The sequence below is a fragment of the Pseudomonas sp. BF-RE-21 genome, assembly GCF_019947305.1.
GTDB classification, from domain to species: domain Bacteria; phylum Pseudomonadota; class Gammaproteobacteria; order Pseudomonadales; family Pseudomonadaceae; genus Aquipseudomonas; species Aquipseudomonas migulae.
Genome location: NZ_JAGYGF010000014.1, coordinates 75,022 through 91,658, shown reverse-complemented (window position 1 = coordinate 91,658; position 16,637 = coordinate 75,022). Strand labels below are relative to the sequence as shown.

Annotated in this window: 16 protein-coding genes; 9 read left to right on the top strand and 7 right to left on the bottom strand. The window is 60.2% G+C overall.

Annotated features, from left to right (window positions below):
* Positions 1 to 189: 189 nt before the first annotated feature.
* Positions 190 to 639, top strand: a complete 450-nt coding sequence (locus tag KGB25_RS12635; protein ID WP_008030449.1) for a hypothetical protein — start codon at positions 190 to 192, stop codon at positions 637 to 639.
* Between the two features lie 175 nt (positions 640 to 814).
* Entirely contained in the window at positions 815 to 2,155 is a 1,341-nt protein-coding gene (locus KGB25_RS12630; protein WP_223435085.1) for a sensor histidine kinase, read from the top strand.
* Positions 2,156 to 2,260: 105 nt separating this feature from the next.
* Here the strand turns inward: KGB25_RS12630 and KGB25_RS12625 are convergent, their stop codons facing one another.
* Positions 2,261 to 2,827 carry an NAD(P)H nitroreductase gene (locus KGB25_RS12625; protein WP_223435084.1) on the bottom strand — a complete coding sequence of 189 codons (567 nt, stop codon included), beginning with the start codon at positions 2,825 to 2,827 and terminating at the stop codon, positions 2,261 to 2,263.
* A gap of 122 nt (positions 2,828 to 2,949) precedes the next feature.
* On the opposite strand from KGB25_RS12625, the gene KGB25_RS12620 reads away from it, so the two are divergent.
* Complete coding sequence (locus KGB25_RS12620; RefSeq protein ID WP_008030441.1) at positions 2,950 to 4,404, top strand: TrkH family potassium uptake protein; 1,455 nt, start codon at positions 2,950 to 2,952, stop codon at positions 4,402 to 4,404.
* Here KGB25_RS12620 and KGB25_RS12615 read toward each other — a convergent pair.
* The gene (locus KGB25_RS12615; protein ID WP_202949139.1) at positions 4,361 to 5,422 is read right to left on the bottom strand and encodes an AraC family transcriptional regulator; all 1,062 of its coding nucleotides are present in this window, start codon (positions 5,420 to 5,422) and stop codon (positions 4,361 to 4,363) included. The two genes, KGB25_RS12620 and KGB25_RS12615, sit on opposite strands and share 44 nt — an antisense overlap.
* Positions 5,423 to 5,582: 160 nt before the next feature.
* On the opposite strand from KGB25_RS12615, the gene KGB25_RS12610 reads away from it, so the two are divergent.
* Both KGB25_RS12610 and KGB25_RS12605 read left to right on the top strand, forming a co-directional pair.
* The gene (locus tag KGB25_RS12610; RefSeq protein ID WP_207285395.1) at positions 5,583 to 5,894 is read left to right on the top strand and encodes a DUF962 domain-containing protein; all 312 of its coding nucleotides are present in this window, start codon (positions 5,583 to 5,585) and stop codon (positions 5,892 to 5,894) included.
* Positions 5,895 to 5,931: 37 nt separating this feature from the next.
* Positions 5,932 to 6,522 carry an HD domain-containing protein gene (locus KGB25_RS12605; protein ID WP_008030435.1) on the top strand — a complete coding sequence of 197 codons (591 nt, stop codon included), beginning with the start codon at positions 5,932 to 5,934 and terminating at the stop codon, positions 6,520 to 6,522.
* A gap of 106 nt (positions 6,523 to 6,628) precedes the next feature.
* On the opposite strand, the gene KGB25_RS12600 is transcribed toward KGB25_RS12605, so the two are convergent.
* Positions 6,629 to 7,444, bottom strand: a complete 816-nt coding sequence (locus KGB25_RS12600) for a UDP-2,3-diacylglucosamine diphosphatase (protein ID WP_008030433.1) — start codon at positions 7,442 to 7,444, stop codon at positions 6,629 to 6,631.
* Between the two features lie 135 nt (positions 7,445 to 7,579).
* On the opposite strand from KGB25_RS12600, the gene KGB25_RS12595 reads away from it, so the two are divergent.
* Entirely contained in the window at positions 7,580 to 8,338 is a 759-nt protein-coding gene (locus KGB25_RS12595) for a helix-turn-helix transcriptional regulator (protein WP_008030432.1), read from the top strand.
* A gap of 78 nt (positions 8,339 to 8,416) precedes the next feature.
* Positions 8,417 to 9,310: a DMT family transporter gene (locus KGB25_RS12590; RefSeq protein ID WP_008043640.1), complete on the top strand. Its 894-nt coding sequence runs from the start codon at positions 8,417 to 8,419 to the stop codon at positions 9,308 to 9,310.
* Here KGB25_RS12590 and KGB25_RS12585 read toward each other — a convergent pair.
* The 4 genes from KGB25_RS12585 to recQ form a co-directional block, all read right to left on the bottom strand.
* Positions 9,304 to 9,591: a SelT/SelW/SelH family protein gene (locus KGB25_RS12585; RefSeq protein ID WP_008030428.1), complete on the bottom strand. Its 288-nt coding sequence runs from the start codon at positions 9,589 to 9,591 to the stop codon at positions 9,304 to 9,306. The two genes, KGB25_RS12590 and KGB25_RS12585, sit on opposite strands and share 7 nt — an antisense overlap.
* 45 nt (positions 9,592 to 9,636) lie before the next feature.
* Positions 9,637 to 11,325, bottom strand: coding sequence for a FimV/HubP family polar landmark protein (locus tag KGB25_RS12580; RefSeq protein ID WP_223435083.1), 1,689 nt, complete (start codon positions 11,323 to 11,325; stop codon positions 9,637 to 9,639).
* A gap of 128 nt (positions 11,326 to 11,453) precedes the next feature.
* Entirely contained in the window at positions 11,454 to 11,888 is a 435-nt protein-coding gene (locus KGB25_RS12575) for a MarR family transcriptional regulator (protein ID WP_008030423.1), read from the bottom strand.
* A 130-nt stretch (positions 11,889 to 12,018) separates the two neighbouring features.
* Positions 12,019 to 14,145 (bottom strand): DNA helicase RecQ, encoded by a 2,127-nt coding sequence (gene recQ / locus KGB25_RS12570; protein WP_008043638.1) that lies wholly within the window; start codon positions 14,143 to 14,145, stop codon positions 12,019 to 12,021.
* Positions 14,146 to 15,548: 1,403 nt separating this feature from the next.
* On the opposite strand from recQ, the gene KGB25_RS12565 reads away from it, so the two are divergent.
* Together KGB25_RS12565 and KGB25_RS12560 are read left to right on the top strand one after the other, a co-directional pair.
* Positions 15,549 to 16,136, top strand: coding sequence for a YecA family protein (locus KGB25_RS12565; protein WP_008040607.1), 588 nt, complete (start codon positions 15,549 to 15,551; stop codon positions 16,134 to 16,136).
* A gap of 10 nt (positions 16,137 to 16,146) precedes the next feature.
* Positions 16,147 to 16,533, top strand: coding sequence for a YbaN family protein (locus KGB25_RS12560; RefSeq protein WP_008040608.1), 387 nt, complete (start codon positions 16,147 to 16,149; stop codon positions 16,531 to 16,533).
* Positions 16,534 to 16,637: the final 104 nt, after the last annotated feature.

Sequence of the window (16,637 nt, the reverse complement as noted above, 5' to 3'; positions counted from 1 at the left end):
TGGCGGCTTACCTGACACACCGCGTTGTCTGAATCGCCGGCAAGCCGGCTCCTACAGGTTTGGTGTTGTGTCAGGTGGATGCCAAACCGTCTTTACCCAAGCTTTACGCTCCGCTGACCGCCGCTGACCTTGATCTGCGTAATCTGTACTCATCCGGAACGTACCGGGAACGAGACAAGGAGATTCACCATGCGCAAGACTCTTATCGCTCTGATGTTCGCTGCCGCCCTGCCAACCGTTGCCATGGCCATGCCTGAAGGCGCCGGCCCGATGGGTGGTTCGATGGACGGCTCGCGCCACGGCGGTCAGATGCACGGCATGCACGGCAAGGGCCCGTACAGCCAACTGGACCTGAGCCGCGAACAGCGCGAGCAGATCCGCAAGATCATGGGCGAGCAGATGCACGAGCGTAAGCAAGTGGTCGACAAGTACCTGGAAAAACTCTCGCCGGCGGACCAGAAAGCCATGAAAGATGAAATGGCCGCCAACCACAAGAAAGCCGAGGCCGATGTGCGCGCCCTGCTGAAACCGGATCAACAGAAGCAATTCGACGAGATCCAGAAAAAACAGGCTGAGCGCCGCGCCGAATGGGCCGAGTTCAAGGCCTGGAAAGCGCAACAACCGCAAAAAGCGCAATAATGCGCTGACCCCGGACCCAACGGCTGTACACCGTTGGGTCTGATACCACCCTGTTCAATGTGGGAGCGAGCCTGCTCGCGAAAGCGGTGTATCAGACCAAGTTACTTTGACTGACACACCGCCATCGCGAGCAGGCTCGCTCCCACATGGAATTCAGTCAGCTTGAGGATTTTCTGTGCGCTCATTGTTCTGGCGTATCCTGGCCAGCTTCTGGCTGGCCATCGCTCTGGTGGCAGGGTTGTCCATTCTGCTCGGGCACATGCTCAACCAGGACGCGTGGATTCTCAGTCGCCACCCGGGCCTCAATACCCTGCCCGAAGAATGGACGCAAACCTACGAAGCCCAGGGCGAAGAGGCCGCCCAGGACATTCTCGAACAGCGCAAACGCCAGTATCACATCGACGTTCAGGTGCTCAACGAAAGCGGTGACCCGCTCGTTCGCGGCACCTTTCCGCGCCGCGCCGCCGCCTTCGAAGCACGGCAGAACAACGATGACCGACGCCTGCCGTGGCGGCGTCTGACCGCCGAGTACACCAGTGAAAAAACCGGCGACACCTACCTGCTGATTTATCGTATTCCGCACCCGGAGCTGGACTCATGGCACCGCGAAAGCCTGCTCTGGCCACTGAGTGCGCTGGGCATCGCGCTCGTGGTGCTGACCCTGTTCAGCCTGTTCGTGACCCTGTCCATCACCCGACCGCTAAGCCGCTTGCGCGGCGCGGTGCATGATCTGGGGCAAACCACCTATCAACAGAACAGCCTGGTGAAACTGGCCAACCGTCGCGATGAGTTCGGCGTGCTCGCCAACGATTTCAACCGCATGGGCTCACGGCTGCAAAGCCTGATCGGCAGTCAGCGCCAATTGCTGCGCGATGTGTCCCACGAATTGCGCTCACCGCTTGCCCGGTTGCGCATAGCGCTGGCACTGGCCGAACGGGCCAACCCAGAAGAACGGGAAAAACTCTGGCCGCGCCTGACCCGCGAGTGCGACCGCCTCGAAGCGCTGATCAGCGAGATCCTGGTACTGGCACGGGTCGATGCCGACAACGCCAGCGCAGAAGACGTTGATCTGAATGCGCTGCTCAACTCGCTGCAAAAGGATGCGCAACTGGGTTCGCCGGAGCAGAACGTTCGCCTCGACGCAGAACCGCAACTGAATCTCAAAGGCTGGCCGACGATGATCGAGCGCGCCGTGGACAACCTGCTGCGCAACGCCCAGCGCTTCAACCCGGTGGGGCAATCGATTGAAATGCAGGCAGTGCGTCAGGGTGAGCGGATTGTGGTGAGCGTGCGTGACCATGGGCCGGGGGTCGACACCGAGCATTTGAGCCAGTTGGGTGAGCCGTTTTATCGGGCGCCGGGGCAAACGGCAGCGGGGCATGGTTTGGGATTGGCGATTGCACGCCGGGCGGCGGAGCGGCATGGCGGGAGTCTGGTGTTGGCCAATCATCCGGATGGCGGGTTCATTGCCAGTCTGGAATTACCTTTAGTGCCCGGGGCTGTCGTCCAACCCTAAAAGCTTCGCGGGCAAGCCTCGCTCCTACAGGTTTATGTCAGTCACAATGCTGTGGCACGACACCTAACCCTGTAGGAGCGAGGCTTGCCCGCGAAGCATTTGATCTTAGGGTTTGGAAGGCCAGACGCTGACGAATTCAGCCAGATCGACTTTCTCTGCAACACGCGGTTCTTTCAGCGGCGTGCCCAGGTACAGGAAAGCAATCACCTCTTCCCCTTCAGCCAACCCCAAGCCCTTGGCCACATGCGCCGAATACGCCAGCTCACCGGTGCGCCAGACCGCGCCAATACCTTGCGCATAGGCTGCCAGCAGAATCCCGTGCGCCGCACAGCCGGCCGCGAGCAACTGCTCGGACTTCGGATACTTGACGTGATCCTGCAACCGCGCGATCACCACGACCACCAACGGTGCGCGCAGCGGACCATTGCGGGCCTTGTCCAGCACCGCTTCGGACGCTTCGCTGTCCTGCAGTTTCGCGGCTTCGGCCAGCAACTCGCCCATTTGCTCGCGCGCTGCGCCTTCGACTGTCAGGAAGCGCCAAGGCTGCAAGTGGCCGTGATCCGGCGCACGCATCGCGGCGTTAAACAGCACTTCGCGCTGCTCGGCGGTAGGGGCCGGGTCGATCAGTCGTGGAACGGAAACACGGTTGAGCAAAGCGTCGAGAGCCTGCATCGGCCACCTCCTGAAAAAAATGTCCGGCTATTCTAGCTGCAAGTGCCACGGGGATGCCGGTTTACATGCCCTGCCCCACGGGTAGAATGGCGCCCTTCCTACTTTCAGCCCGAGCGGACTTCATGGCGTTGCCGACCTTACGTCTCATTGGTTTCATCATCGGCCTCTTCCTGATCACGCTGGCGATCGCCATGGTCGTGCCCATGGCCACCCTGTTGATTTTCGATCGCACCGGCGATCTGCCGTCGTTCCTCTGGGCCAGCATGATCACCTTTGTCGCCGGCCTGGCGCTGGTGATCCCCGGCCGCCCCGAGCACGTGCACTTGCGCCCGCGGGACATGTACCTGCTGACCGTCAGCAGCTGGCTGGTGGTGTGCATCTTCGCGGCGCTGCCATTCCTGTTGACCCAGCACATCAGCTACACCGACTCATTCTTCGAAAGCATGTCAGGGATTACGGCCACCGGCTCAACGGTGCTCAATCACCTCGATGACATGTCCCCCGGCATCCTGATGTGGCGCTCGTTGCTGCACTGGATCGGTGGCATCGGCTTTATCGGCATGGCCGTCGCGATTCTGCCGTTGCTGCGTATCGGTGGCATGCGGCTGTTTCAGACCGAGTCGTCGGACCGTTCCGAAAAAGTCATGCCCCGTTCGCACATGGTGGCGCGTTTGATCGTAGCAGCCTACGTCGGCATCACCATTTTCGGCAGCCTGGCGTTCTGGTGGGCCGGGATGAGCCCGTTCGATGCGATCAACCACGCGATGTCGGCGATTTCCACCGGCGGTTTCTCCACGTCCGACCAGTCACTGGCCAAATGGACGCAACCGGCGGTGCACTGGGTGGCGATTGTCATCATGATTCTCGGCAGCCTGCCGTTCACCCTGTACGTGGCAACGTTGCGTGGCAACCGCAAGGCGCTGATCAAGGATGAACAGGTTCAAGGTTTGCTCGGCATGTTGCTGGTGACGTGGCTGGTGCTCACCACCTGGTACTGGTGGACCACTCAGTTGCATTGGCTGGACGCGCTACGGCATGTGGCGCTGAACGTGACGTCGGTGGTGACCACCACCGGTTTCGCACTCGGGGACTACAGCCTGTGGGGCAATTTCTCGCTGATGCTGTTTTTTTATCTGGGGTTCGTCGGCGGTTGTTCGGGATCAACTGCAGGCGGGATCAAGATTTTCCGTTTCCAGGTCGCCTACATTCTGCTCAAGGCCAACCTTAACCAGTTGATTCACCCGCGCGCGGTGATCAAGCAGAAGTACAACGGCCATCGCCTCGACGAAGAGATCGTGCGTTCGATCCTGACCTTTTCGTTCTTCTTCACCATTACCATCTGTGTGATCGCCCTGCTGCTGTCGCTGCTCGGCGTCGACTGGATGACCGCGCTGACCGGCGCCGCCAGCACCGTTTCCGGGGTAGGCCCGGGACTGGGCGAAACCATTGGCCCGGCGGGCAACTTCGCCACCCTTCCGGATGCCGCCAAGTGGATTCTGTCGTTCGGCATGCTGCTCGGCCGACTGGAGATCATTACGGTGTTTGTTCTGTGTATTCCGGCGTTCTGGCGTCACTGACCTGGTTCGGCGCATCCATCAGCCGCACCCGGTACTCGCCGGGGGTGGCATCGAACCAGCGTCGGAAGGCGCGGAAGAAATTGCTCGGATCGGCGAACCCCAACAGGTAGGCAATTTCCAGCAGGGTCATGCTCGGTTGCGCCAGATACTGCTCGGCCAGTTCGCGCCGGGTGTCATCGAGCAGCGTCTGAAAACTCGTGCCCTCTTCCTGCAAGCGTCGCTGCAACGTCCGTTGCGACAAGTGCAGCGTCTGCGCCACGGTATCGCGCTTGGGTTCGCCCTGAGGCAGTAAACGGCACAACACCTGACGGGCCTTGTGGGTCACGCGGCTTTCGGAAAAGCGCGCCAGGTATTCCCCGGCAAAGCGGTCATGCAGCAGCGCCATGGCCTCATTGGCGGTTGGCAGCGGTGCTTCCATGTCGGCGCGCTCGAAAATCAGCGCGTCATAAGGCGCGTTGAACACCAGCGGCGCATGGAAGGCTTGTTTATACGGTTCGAGATCGACGGGCTGTTCGCCCTGCACCAACACCTTGCGCGGTTGCAGGGTGCGCCCGGTCAGCCAGCCGCACAGCGCCAGCGCGCAGGCCAGCGAGGCTTCGGCACTTTGTCGGGTCGGCGGCAGATGGTCGCCGTGGACCGTCAGAATCAGGGCATACCCCTCATCCAGCAGACGGAAACTCAGGTCGGCACTTTCGGCGATGATCCGCTGATAACGCACCAGGCGCTGAAAGCCTTCGGCCAGGGTCTGACTCGACATCAAGGCGTACCCAGCCACGTGGAATGACGCCGGTCGTACTACCTTGCCCATGTTCAGGCCAATCGCCGGGTTACCGGACAGCTCGACCGCGCGCTGCCACAGGCGTGTCATGGAATCTTGCGGGAAGCGCGCATCCGGATCGTCCAGTGACGCGTAGTCGAGCCCCAGCTGCTTGAACAGAACCCGGCAATCCAGGCCGTCCATCTCCAGTGCTTTGACAATCCCCATCGCCCAGCTTGCAGAAGTCGTTCGTTCGCTCATGGCGTTTACTTACATGATGAGCCGCATGCTACGGCCAATTTCCGAAGGATACTAAAGTGGCGCCCATTGTCACTGGCTGATGCCAATGATCACTCTAGACTCAAATAAGCTACCCGCAGAACAACTTGCAGTCAGAACAATAACCACAGAGATCGCAGTCGTGGAAAACATCAGACGTTTCAACAGCTTCGCTGAGTTTTACCCGTATTACCTCAGCGAACACAGCAACAGTACCTGCCGACGATTGCACTTTATTGGCACGACGCTGGTTATTTGCATTCTGGCGCTGACCATCGGCAAAGGTGCCTGGTCGATGCTGCTGGCCGTTCCGCTGGCGGGCTACAGCTTCGCCTGGGTCGGGCATTTCTTCTTTGAAAAGAATCGTCCTGCAACCTTTCAACATCCGTTTTACAGCCTGCTCGGCGATTTTGTGATGTTTCGCGACATGATTCTGGGCCGCGTACCGTTCTAGGCGCAGCCGCTATAGAAAAGCAAAGAGAGACTAGCCGATGAATGCCAATGCCCGCTTCACCCACATGCAGGACGGCACGCAGGAAGACTGGGCGATCATCGCCGCCGACTTCAGTGCCTACGCGAGGCAATTACCACAACGGATCATGGCGCACCTGAAACTGCTGGAGGGTGATTTTGGCGGGTTCCCGGTGGATCGCCTGACCCACTCCCTGCAAACCGCCAGCCGCGCCTGGCGCGATGGCCGCGACGAAGAGTACGTGGTGTGCGCCCTGCTTCACGACATCGGTGACACGTTGGGCTCCTACAACCACCCGGACATCGCGGCGGCGATCCTCAAGCCATTTGTCAGCGCCGAGAATGTGTGGATGGTGGAGAAACACGGGATTTTCCAGGGGTACTACTTTTTCCATCACTTGGGGATGGACCGGCATTTACGCGAGCAATTTAGCGGGCATCCTCAGTATCAGGCGACCATCGAGTTTTGCGCGAAGTATGATGCGGCGGCGTTTGATCCCGAGTATGAAACGTTACCGCTGAGCTTCTTCGAGCCGATGATGGAGCGGTTGTTTGCTCATCCGAAGAACTCGATTTACAGGGCGGCGATGCAAGAACACGCGCCGGCCTGATCGATCTGCGGTGTCAGGCCTGGCCCCTTCGCGGGCAAGCCTCGCTCCTACAGGCTTGCGCTGGCCCTGTAGGAGCGAGGCTTGCCCGCGAAGGCGTCTGACCTGCCTACGCGGGTTCGGCGACTTTGATGGCCTTCAACTCCGCCTCCCGCGCCTGGGCATCCGCCAACCGGTACAACTCGATCGATCCATCCCAATGCTCGATCAGCGCCGTACACGACTCCACCCAATCCCCGCAATTGAGGTAATCCACCTCGCCGACCTTGCGAATCTCGGCATGGTGAATGTGCCCGCACACCACGCCGTGCAATTCGCGTTTGACGCATTCGTGGGCGATGGCTTCTTCGAAGTCGCTGATGAAGCTGACCGCGGTTTTCACTTTGTGCTTGAGGTACGCCGACAGCGACCAGTAACCATAGCCATACCGGGCACGCCAATGGTTGAGCCAGCGGTTGAGGGTCAGGGTGAATTCGTAGGCCGAGTCGCCGAGGAACGCCAGCCAGCGGTGATAGCGGGTAATCACGTCAAACTGGTCGCCGTGAATCACCAGCAAATGACGGCCGTCGGCGGTCACGTGCACGGCTTCGTCCACCAACTGGATGTTGCCCAGAATCAGCTTCGAGTAACGGCGCAGGAATTCGTCGTGGTTGCCGGTGACATAAATCACCTCAGTGCCGCGCTTGCTCATGGTCAACAAACGACGGATCACGTTGGTGTGCGCCTGAGGCCAGTACATGCCGCCGCGCAGCTTCCAGCCATCGATGATGTCGCCGACCAGGTAGATCTTGTCCGCGTGGTAGCCCTTGAGAAACTGCGACAAGTGCTCGGCCTGGCAATCCCGGGTGCCCAGATGCACATCGGAAATCCACAAGGTCCGCACACGTTGCTTACGACTGGGTTTGGCGAGCTCGGCGCTGGTCATGGGCAACCCTCTGCGATTGTTTGCGCAAGCTTGCGCCGGTCGGGTTAATTGCCCATGACAGGGACAAGTCAGTCCTGTGACAACGCACATGAACGCCCTCGGTGTAGACTGGCAGCCTTAATCGGGAGACCTGCGATGAGACCGATCCTCACGCTGCGCCAATACACTCACGACCTGATCGTCCACAGCCACGACCACGCGCAACTGGTGTTCGGGTTGTCGGGTGCGCTGGATTTCGAGGTCGACGGGCATGGCAGCCAGGTGGTTCAGCAGAGTTTCGTGGTCGTCCCGTCCGGCTTCCATCATGCGTGCGGCAGCGCCAATGGCAGCCGCTGCCTGGTGCTGGATGTGCCGAGCGATCAATGGGTGGTTCAGTCCCTTGGCGAGCACGCCGATGCCAGCCGCCGCTTGCTCGACAACGCCGGGCGCCTGCCGCTGGATGCCGGGCAAAGCCAATTGGTCAGTTGGCTGGCGGGCAGTCAGGTCAGCGACCCGCTGATCGCGCAACAAGGCGCGGTACTGTTGCTGGCCAGCCTCAACAACGCCAAAAGCGAAGGGGTGGGCGGTCGGCGTCTGCCGTACGCCGCATTGAATGCGCACATCGATCAATACGCGGCCTATCCGTTGCAAGTGGCCGATCTGGCGCGCATTGCCGGGCTGTCCAGTGCTCGGCTGCATGCGCGATTTGTCGCTGAATGCGGGCAGACGCCGATGGACTACATCCGCAGCCGTCGCTTGCACATGGCCGTGAGTATGTTGCGCGATTCAGCATTGCCCGTTGGCGAGATTGCGAGTCGGGTCGGCTACAGCTCTCAAAGTGCATTTTCAGCGGCGGTGCTGCGGGAGTTTGGTGTCTCACCCGGCAAATTGCGGCGCGAGGCTGGCGACAAATGATGCGAGCCTGACGACAGACAGGCATACCGACAGCCCTCTAGACTGCACCTCTGTTGGTTATGTTTATCAAGGATCGCAATGACTCCCCGTACCGCCCTGGGCGCACTGCATATCGGCGCATTGATGTTTGGCCTGACCGGTGTGTTCGGCAAACTCGCCGCCGCCTCCCCCGCCGTTATTGTCTTCGGTCGCGCGGCCTTTGCCGTACTCGCCCTGGCCCTTTTCGCACGGTTCGCCAGCCACACCCGCTGGCAAAAACTCGACGCCGTGGACTGGCGCCGATTGCTGCTCAGCGGTTTGTTGCTGGCCGGACACTGGGTGAGTTTCTTCATTGCGGTAAAGGTGGCGGGCGTGGCGATCGCGACCCTCGGTTTCGCCAGTTTCCCGGCGTTCACCGTGATCCTGGAAGGGTTGATCTTCCGTGAGCGAATTCGCGCCAACGAGATCCTGCTGGTGGTGCTGGTGAGTGTCGGGTTGGTGCTGGTCACGCCGGACTTCGATCTGGCCAGCGGCGCCACCACCGGCCTGTTGTGGGCGGTAGGTTCTGGCCTGCTGTTCGCGTTGCTGTCGCTGACCAACCGCGCCAGTTCCGGGAGAATTCCGCCGGTACAGGCTGCGCTGTGTCAGAACGTAGTGGTCGCGTTGTGTTTGCTGCCAGTGGCGGCACCGCAACTGAGCGAAGTGCGCACCATTGACTGGCTGTGGATCGGCCTGCTGGGAATATTCTGTACCGGCGTTGCTCACAGTCTGTTCGTCGCCAGCCTCGCGGTGATCAAGGCACGAACCGCCGCCGTGGTGTTTGCGCTGGAGCCGGTGTACGGCATCACCATGGCGTGGTTGTTGTTCAATGAAAACCCGACGCTGCGCATGCTGATCGGCGGCGCGTTGATCATCGTCGCGATTGTCGTGTCCAGCAGGCTCTCCGGCGGTTCAAGCAAGAAAGCGGTTGCTGCCGAAGCCGCGTCTCACTGAGTGCGGTCGTTGTGTCCCAGGTCGCGGTCCGGATCAATCTGATCGCGGACCCGCTGCTTGAGTACCTTGGCCTCCGGAAAACCGCCGTCAGCCTTGCGCTCCCAGATCTGCACATCGTTACAGAAAATGTGAAACACGCCACCGGTGCCCGGCACCAGCGACACCTTGCCCAAATCGTCGCCAAAGGTACTGAGCAGTTCTTGCGCCAACCACGCCGCACGCAGCAGCCATTGGCATTGCGTGCAGTAAGTGATGACAATTTCCGGTTTATGCGCGGTCATGACGGGCGAAACTCCTGAGCCAAGGGGCACCGCCATGATAGAGCGTCAGCGGATACCGGCCAACAACGTCCGCGCAGTCTGTTTGAGTGGCTCATCACCGTCCTTGAGCAACTCGTTCAGCAGTTCGATGGCGCTGTCCAGATCGCCGTCATCGATGCAGGTCTGAGCCTGTTCCAGTTTGCCTGCGTTGCTCGGTTCCACCGGTTTCGGTCCCAGCGGTACAAGCTCAAGCGACTGACTTGCATCGGCGAATTCGTTGAGAAAATCGTCGTCCAGAGACTGTGAATCCGGTTCGGCGATCCATTCCAGCTCGGGCTCGCCCAGGGTCGGCTCTTCGGGTTTGGGCGATTCGTCCGAGGGTTTAGGGTTTTCGAATGGACTGACCAGGTCCCAACTCGAATCCATCGACAGGTCCTCCAGGTTCAACTGGAACTCATCGCCCGGCGCTGCTTCGGATTTTACCGGTGTCGTGATAACGCTGGTCGCAGCCTCGGGCACCGCGCTGTTCAGTTTCGGGTAGCGGGCACGGATTTCCTGAAGTTGCCGGGAATCGAACCCCGCGTCTCGCAAGCTGCTCTCCTGCGCATCATAGGCTGGCACATCCCCTTGTTTACCGAGGACTTCCAACAGTTGCACCGCCAGATCCGTGCGCTGTGGTTCCTTGACCAGGGCTTCTCGCAACAATGCCGCCGCTTCGGAAAAACGCCCATACGTCAGGTAGATGCCCACACCCTCCAGCACATCGCCAGATGGCGTCTCTTCGTGATGGACAGGGGCGGCCCTCACAGTTGGCGCTACGGTTCGATCAAGCACCGGTTCATGCCGCGACGGTAAAACCGGGAGATCTTCGGGCAATGCCTGAATCTGCTGTCGTTGCCGACGAACAATCAGCCCCAGCACCAGCCCCAGCAGCGCCAGCAACCCGATAATCAGCGGCCAGTTGAACGCCTCGGGCTCTTGTTCCACGACCGGGGCCGGCACCATGGCTTGCGGCGTGACCGGCGGTGCTTGCTGGACCTCCGCCAGGCGGGTTTGCAATTCGGTGATCTGTTTTTTTTGGCCGGCGATCTGTTCGTCTTGAGCCTGCAGCTTCGCATTCAACTCATCGACGGTTTTTTGCAGTTGCTGATTTTGCTGCACGCTGGCAGCCAGCTGTTCTGCGACAGGATCAATCATCGGTACAGCGGCAGGTGGCTCAACCTTCGCCTGGGCGGTTTTCTTCGCTACGGGTGGAGGCGCAACGGCAGGTGTAACGCTCGGGAATGGAGAGTTCGGTGAACTGGCGGCGGGTTCGTCAGTGACCGGAGTAATCCCCGGCGTTCCCGGAGGATCGATCAGCACGGTGTACTCGCGCAGCACACGGCCGTTCGGCTGGTTCAGTTGCACGAGAAAATTCAGGAAGGGTTCGTTGACCGCTTTGTTGGAGCTCACCCGGATCAGGCTGCGATTGCCCCGCAGGATCGGTGTGAACTTCAGGTCATTGAGAAAGAAAAGCCGTTCGACACCAGCACGGCTGAACTCGTCTGCCGTCGCCAGGCTGACCGACAGCTCGCCCTCCTCCAGACCGGCGGCATCCACCAGGGCGATGTCGGCACGCAACGGTTGATTGAGCGCCGAATGCAGGGTGATCTCACCCAGGCCCAGTGCAGGCGCCAATGCCGAGTAGCTGACAAACCCACCGGCCAGCAGCAGCCTGGCGCAACACCGCAATACAACGTGCCAACTCTCAAGCATGAGCATCCCTTAGATAACCAGAACCAACCAGTGCGTGTTCGCACATCCGTTACGAACACGATATTGCCTGGTAGTTCTTTATAGTCTGCCCAACGGGGTATCTCAAAAAGCCGGCGCTTGCTTATGCCTCAAGATTTTTCCAGGTTGGCCAGTATGTGCCCGTGGACTCGCATGCAGACCTTCAAATCCGCCTCATCGACGCCGTCGAACAGCTCGTGGCGCAGTTGAGTGGCAATGGTTTCAATTTGTTCGATCAGGGGAAGGGCCGGTGCACAGAGGACGATTTTTTTTGCCCGGCGATCTTCCAGTACTGCCTGGCGCTGAACCAGGCCCTGACTTTCCAGGCTGTCGAGCAGTCGTGCCAGGGTGGGCCCTTCGACGCCGACGCTTTGCGCCAATTCACGTTGGGTCGGGGCGTCGTCAAAACGCGCGAGGTGCAGCAGCACCAGCCAGCGCGCCTGAGACAAACCCAGGCCGGCCAGACGGCGGTCCAGTTCGGCACGCCAGCCGCGCGACATCTGGGCCAGTTGCATGCCAAAGCGGTGTTGATCGGTTAACGGCATAAAACACTCATGGTTAGACTGAAATAGAGAAAAACTAATTATTAGTCAGCTAAGCATGACCCTTGGCTTGAGGCAAGGTTTGCTCTGTACTGAATCGTTACATCAATACAACCGTTTCAGGATTTGAGCGTCAGATCTCGAATTCCGATTGCAGTGCGGCACGTACGCAGTACAAAACACCTTCCGGCACACGACCGGCGAACAGCGCAGCAATCTCCGCCACCGGCGGCAACTCACCCTCGCCGTCGAGGAACGCGTCCTGCACTTCCCCCATCAAGTCTTCGGGCAGATCAAGCGCCTGTTCCAGCGACAACTGCTGCTTGCCAATGGCCTCGGCGAGCATGGTGTAGACATTCTTTTCCGAACATTGCAGCTGACCGGCGATTTGCAGCGGCGTCATGCCGGCCCGCGCGAGCGTTATCAATTCGTGGCGCACGTCGGCCACCACTTTTGGTGCCTCGACCTGACCGCCGAGGACTTCGAGGAAGGCCTCGCCGTAACGCTCCAGTTTGCGCGCACCGACACCGCTGACCGTGGCCATTTCCGACAGCGAGGTCGGCTGGCTGCGGAGCATTTCCAGCAAGGTCGAGTCGGGGAAGATGACGTACGGTGGCACCCCATGTTCCTCGGCGAGCTTGCGGCGCAAGGCGCGCAAGGCTTCCCACTGTTCGCGTTCTTCGCCGCGAACCAGCTGGCTTGCCTGGCTCTTGCTGCTTTTCGCCGTGGTTTGCGGCTTGAGGTCGCGACGCAGTTCCAGGGTCACTTCACCCTTGAGCAGCGGTCGGCAGGTGTCACTCAGGCGCAGGCCGCCATAGCCTTCGAGATCGATGTCGGCCAGACCGCGAGCCACCAATTGGCGAAACAGTGAGCGCCACTCACTTTCGCCCATCGCCTTGCCGACACCGTATACCGACAGGTGCTGATGGCCAAAGCTGCGGACCTTTTCGTTGTCCTTGCCCAGCAACACATCCACCAGATGCCCGACGCCGTAACGCTGGCCGGTGCGATAAATCGCCGAGAGCGCCTGACGGGCCGGTTCGGTAGCGTCCCAGGTCTGCACGCCGTCAACGCAGTTGTCGCAGTGACCGCAGGGCTCGGGCATGTCTTCGTCGAAGTAGGCCAGCAAGGTTTGACGACGGCAGCGGGTTTCTTCGCAGAGCGAGAGCATGGCATCAAGCTTGTGATGCTCCAGACGCTTGTGGCGCTCGTCACCTTCGGAGTTCTGCAACATCTGCTTGAGCATCACCACGTCTTGCAGGCCGTAAGCCATCCAGGCATCCGCCGGCAGACCGTCACGGCCGCCGCGACCGGTTTCCTGGTAGTAAGCCTCGAGGGATTTCGGCAAATCGAGGTGAGCAACAAAACGTACGTTGGGTTTGTCGATGCCCATGCCGAACGCCACGGTGGCAACCATGATCAGGCCTTCCTCGTTGAGGAAGCGCTTCTGGTGCAGCGCTCGCGTTTCGTTAGGCAGTCCGGCGTGGTACGGCAGCGCCGGGAAACCCTGTTCACTGAGGAACACCGCCACTTCGTCGACTTTCTTGCGTGACAGGCAATAGACAATGCCAGCATCGCTGCGCCGCTCCGCGAGGAACGCCAACAACTGTTTGCGCGGCTGCTCCTTGGGCACGATGCGGTAAAAAATGTTCGGGCGGTCGAAACTGGAGAGGAAGCGCTCGGCATCCTGCAGGTGCAAACGATCGACGATTTCTTCGCGAGTACGCTTGTCCGCCGTAGCGGTCAGGGCGATGCGTGGAACATTGGGAAACAGTTCCGCCAACTGGCCCAGTTGCAGATACTCGCGGCGGAAGTCGTGGCCCCATTGGGACACGCAGTGGGCTTCGTCGATGGCGAACAGGGCAATTTCAAGGCTTTGCAGGAAGGCCAGCATGCGTGGCTGGACCAGACGTTCCGGCGCGAGGTAGAGCATCTTCACTTCACCGCGCTTGATCCGCGCGGCGAGATCGCGCTGCTGCTCGGCGCTTAGCGTGGAGTTCAACGCAGCGGCAGCGACGCCCAATTCTTCGAGGGTCGCGACCTGGTCGTCCATCAGCGCGATCAGCGGCGACACCACCACCGCCAGCCCTTCGCGCAGCAGCGCCGGCACCTGGAAGCACAGGGATTTACCGCCACCGGTAGGCATCAGCACCAGGGCGTCGCCGCCACTGGCCACGCGCTCAATGATTGCACCCTGACGGCCACGGAAACTGTCGTAGCCGAAGATGTCCTTGAGGACGCGTTGAGCCTGTTCGAGCATAAAAACTCCAAAAATCACCGAAACATCCCTGCAAGGCTGGTTCAGAACCACGCGGGCTGCACTGACAAATCGTAAGTGCGCATTGCATGACGCTTCACATTTCAGCCGTGACGCCAGCAGGGCATCACAAAGCGCGGGAGTATACCCGAGGGTTTCCTTGCAAAGGGCGCCGCTTAGAAGAGGATGATGTGTACATATCCGTTTCTGCGGTAACGGCTGCTATTGGTTTCGCCCTTACGGCGAGTTACTTGGAAAAGCGCCAAGTAACCAAGCGCTCTTGCCCCTTTCGTTCGGCCCTTCGCCAAGGCTCAGGGTCCCCTCGCTCCGGTCCTGCTCCGTGGGCCCGCCGCCATCGGCCATCCATGGCCGGGGGCGGCTAACCCGGCATCCATGCCGGGTTGCCCACTGCTCAGAACCTGCGCTCAGCCTCTCGAGGGGGCGACTACCGCCACAGCCGCCGAGGCGGCCTGAAAGCCGACCTGGCTCTTTGGATGTCCGCGTTGTCCTTCTCTGCTGCGTTCACTCATTCCGGATATGTACACCGCTCCCCTGTAGGAGCCGGCTTGCTGGCGATAGCGTCCATCCAGCCAATACAAACGTCGACTGACCCACCGCTATCGTCGGAACGCCGCCCGCAGCAAGCCGGCTCCTACAATGGATTGGGTTCACACGATTCAAAATTGTAGGAGCTGGCTTGCCAGCGATGGAGGTCAACGATAACGCGGGCTGTCTGAATGAACGCGTTGCCCCGACGCTTTTCGCCGGCAAGCCGGCTCCTACAATGGATTGGGTTCACACGATTCAAAATTGTAGGAGCCAGCTTGCTGGCGATGGACGTCAACGATAATGCGGACTGTCGGAATGAACGCGTTGTCCGGTCGTTTTTCGCGGGCAAGCCTCGCTCCTACAGGGAATCGTGTGTGCTTTTGATTTCCACCACTCATCAGGCCGAGCGTTAGCTCGCCTTCGGCTTTTGATCTGAGCGCCCCCTCGAGAGGCCGAGCGCAGGTTCTGCGCAGTGGGCAACCCGGCATGGATGCCGGGTTAGCCGCCCCCGGCCAGGGATGGCCGATGGCGGCGGGCCCACGGAGCAGGACCGGAGCGAGGGGACCCTGAGCCTTAGCGAAGGGCCGAACGAAAGGGGCAAGAGCCCTTGGTTACTTGGGGCTCTTCCAAGTGACTCGCCGTAAGGGCGAAACCGATAGCAGCCGTAACCACAGAAACGGATATGTACACCATCAAAATCCTCGCCGACTGACACACAGCATTCGCAAGCAGGCTCGCTCCAGCAAGGAATGCGCTGTTCTGGAAAATCACTGAGCGCAAATATGCCGCGCGGCTGGCCTGAGTGCTCAAGAAGGCCTAGAATTCCCGCATCTGTTAATTCCCAAGGTAGCCCTTTAATGTCCTTCGCTGAGCAACTAACCCGCCTGCAAGTCTTCCTCGACGCCGATGAACTGCATGACGAGGCGCTGGACTACGTGGCCGCCCACGGCTACCTCACCGCGCTGTCGATCTGTTCCGAAAGCGTTCCCGACCGTGAATGGATCGACGCCCTCTTCGCCGAAGAGCCGCATTACGCCGACGACACCGAGCGTGAAGCCATCGAATCCACCCTGCTGGCCCTCAAGGCTCACATCGCCCGCCAACTGGCGTCCGATGAAGAGTTCGAGCTGCCGTGCGAACTGGACCTCGGCGAAGATCCGGACGATTCCGACCTGCGTGGCTGGTGCATCGGCTTCATGGAAGGCGTGTTCCTGCGCGAAGCGGCCTGGTTCGAAACCGCCGAAGACGAAGTCAGCGAAATGCTGCTGCCGATCATGGTCGGTTCGGGTCTGTTCGACGAACAGCCCGAGTTCTCCGACATCGCAGCCGACGCCAACCTGATGGACGACATGATCGTGCAGATCCCGGAAGCACTGACCGCGCTGTACCTGCTGTGCAACGCGCCAGACGAAAAACCGGCGATCCTCAAGCCACGTCACCACTAAGGTTTTGCCTATGGACAACCCCATAGGCAACCGCTCCCTGATGTTGCGTTACGGGCTGCTGGCCATCGGCTGGCTGAGCGTAGCGCTGGGGGTGATCGGGATTTTCCTCCCGGTATTGCCCACCACGCCTTTCCTGCTGCTGGCGGCCGCCTGCTTCGCCCGCAGTTCGCCGCGTTTTTACAACTGGCTGGTGGAGCATCCACGGCTGGGTCCGTGGATTCGCGACTACCTCGACGGCAACGGCATTCCGCTCAAGGGCAAGGTCTACGCCATCGGCCTGATGTGGGCGAGTATTCTGTTGTCCTGCTACCTGGTGCCCCTGCCGTGGGCGCGCGGGTTCATGCTGACCAGTGCGGTGCTGGTGACGGTATATATTCTTCGGCAAAAAACACTCTGAAAATCCGAGCCATTGCGATGTGATGCTGGCCGTCACTCCAACCGCTTATCGGAAACCCTTCCACAACTGTTATTTCTGACAGTAGTCAATGTTGATGCTTCACG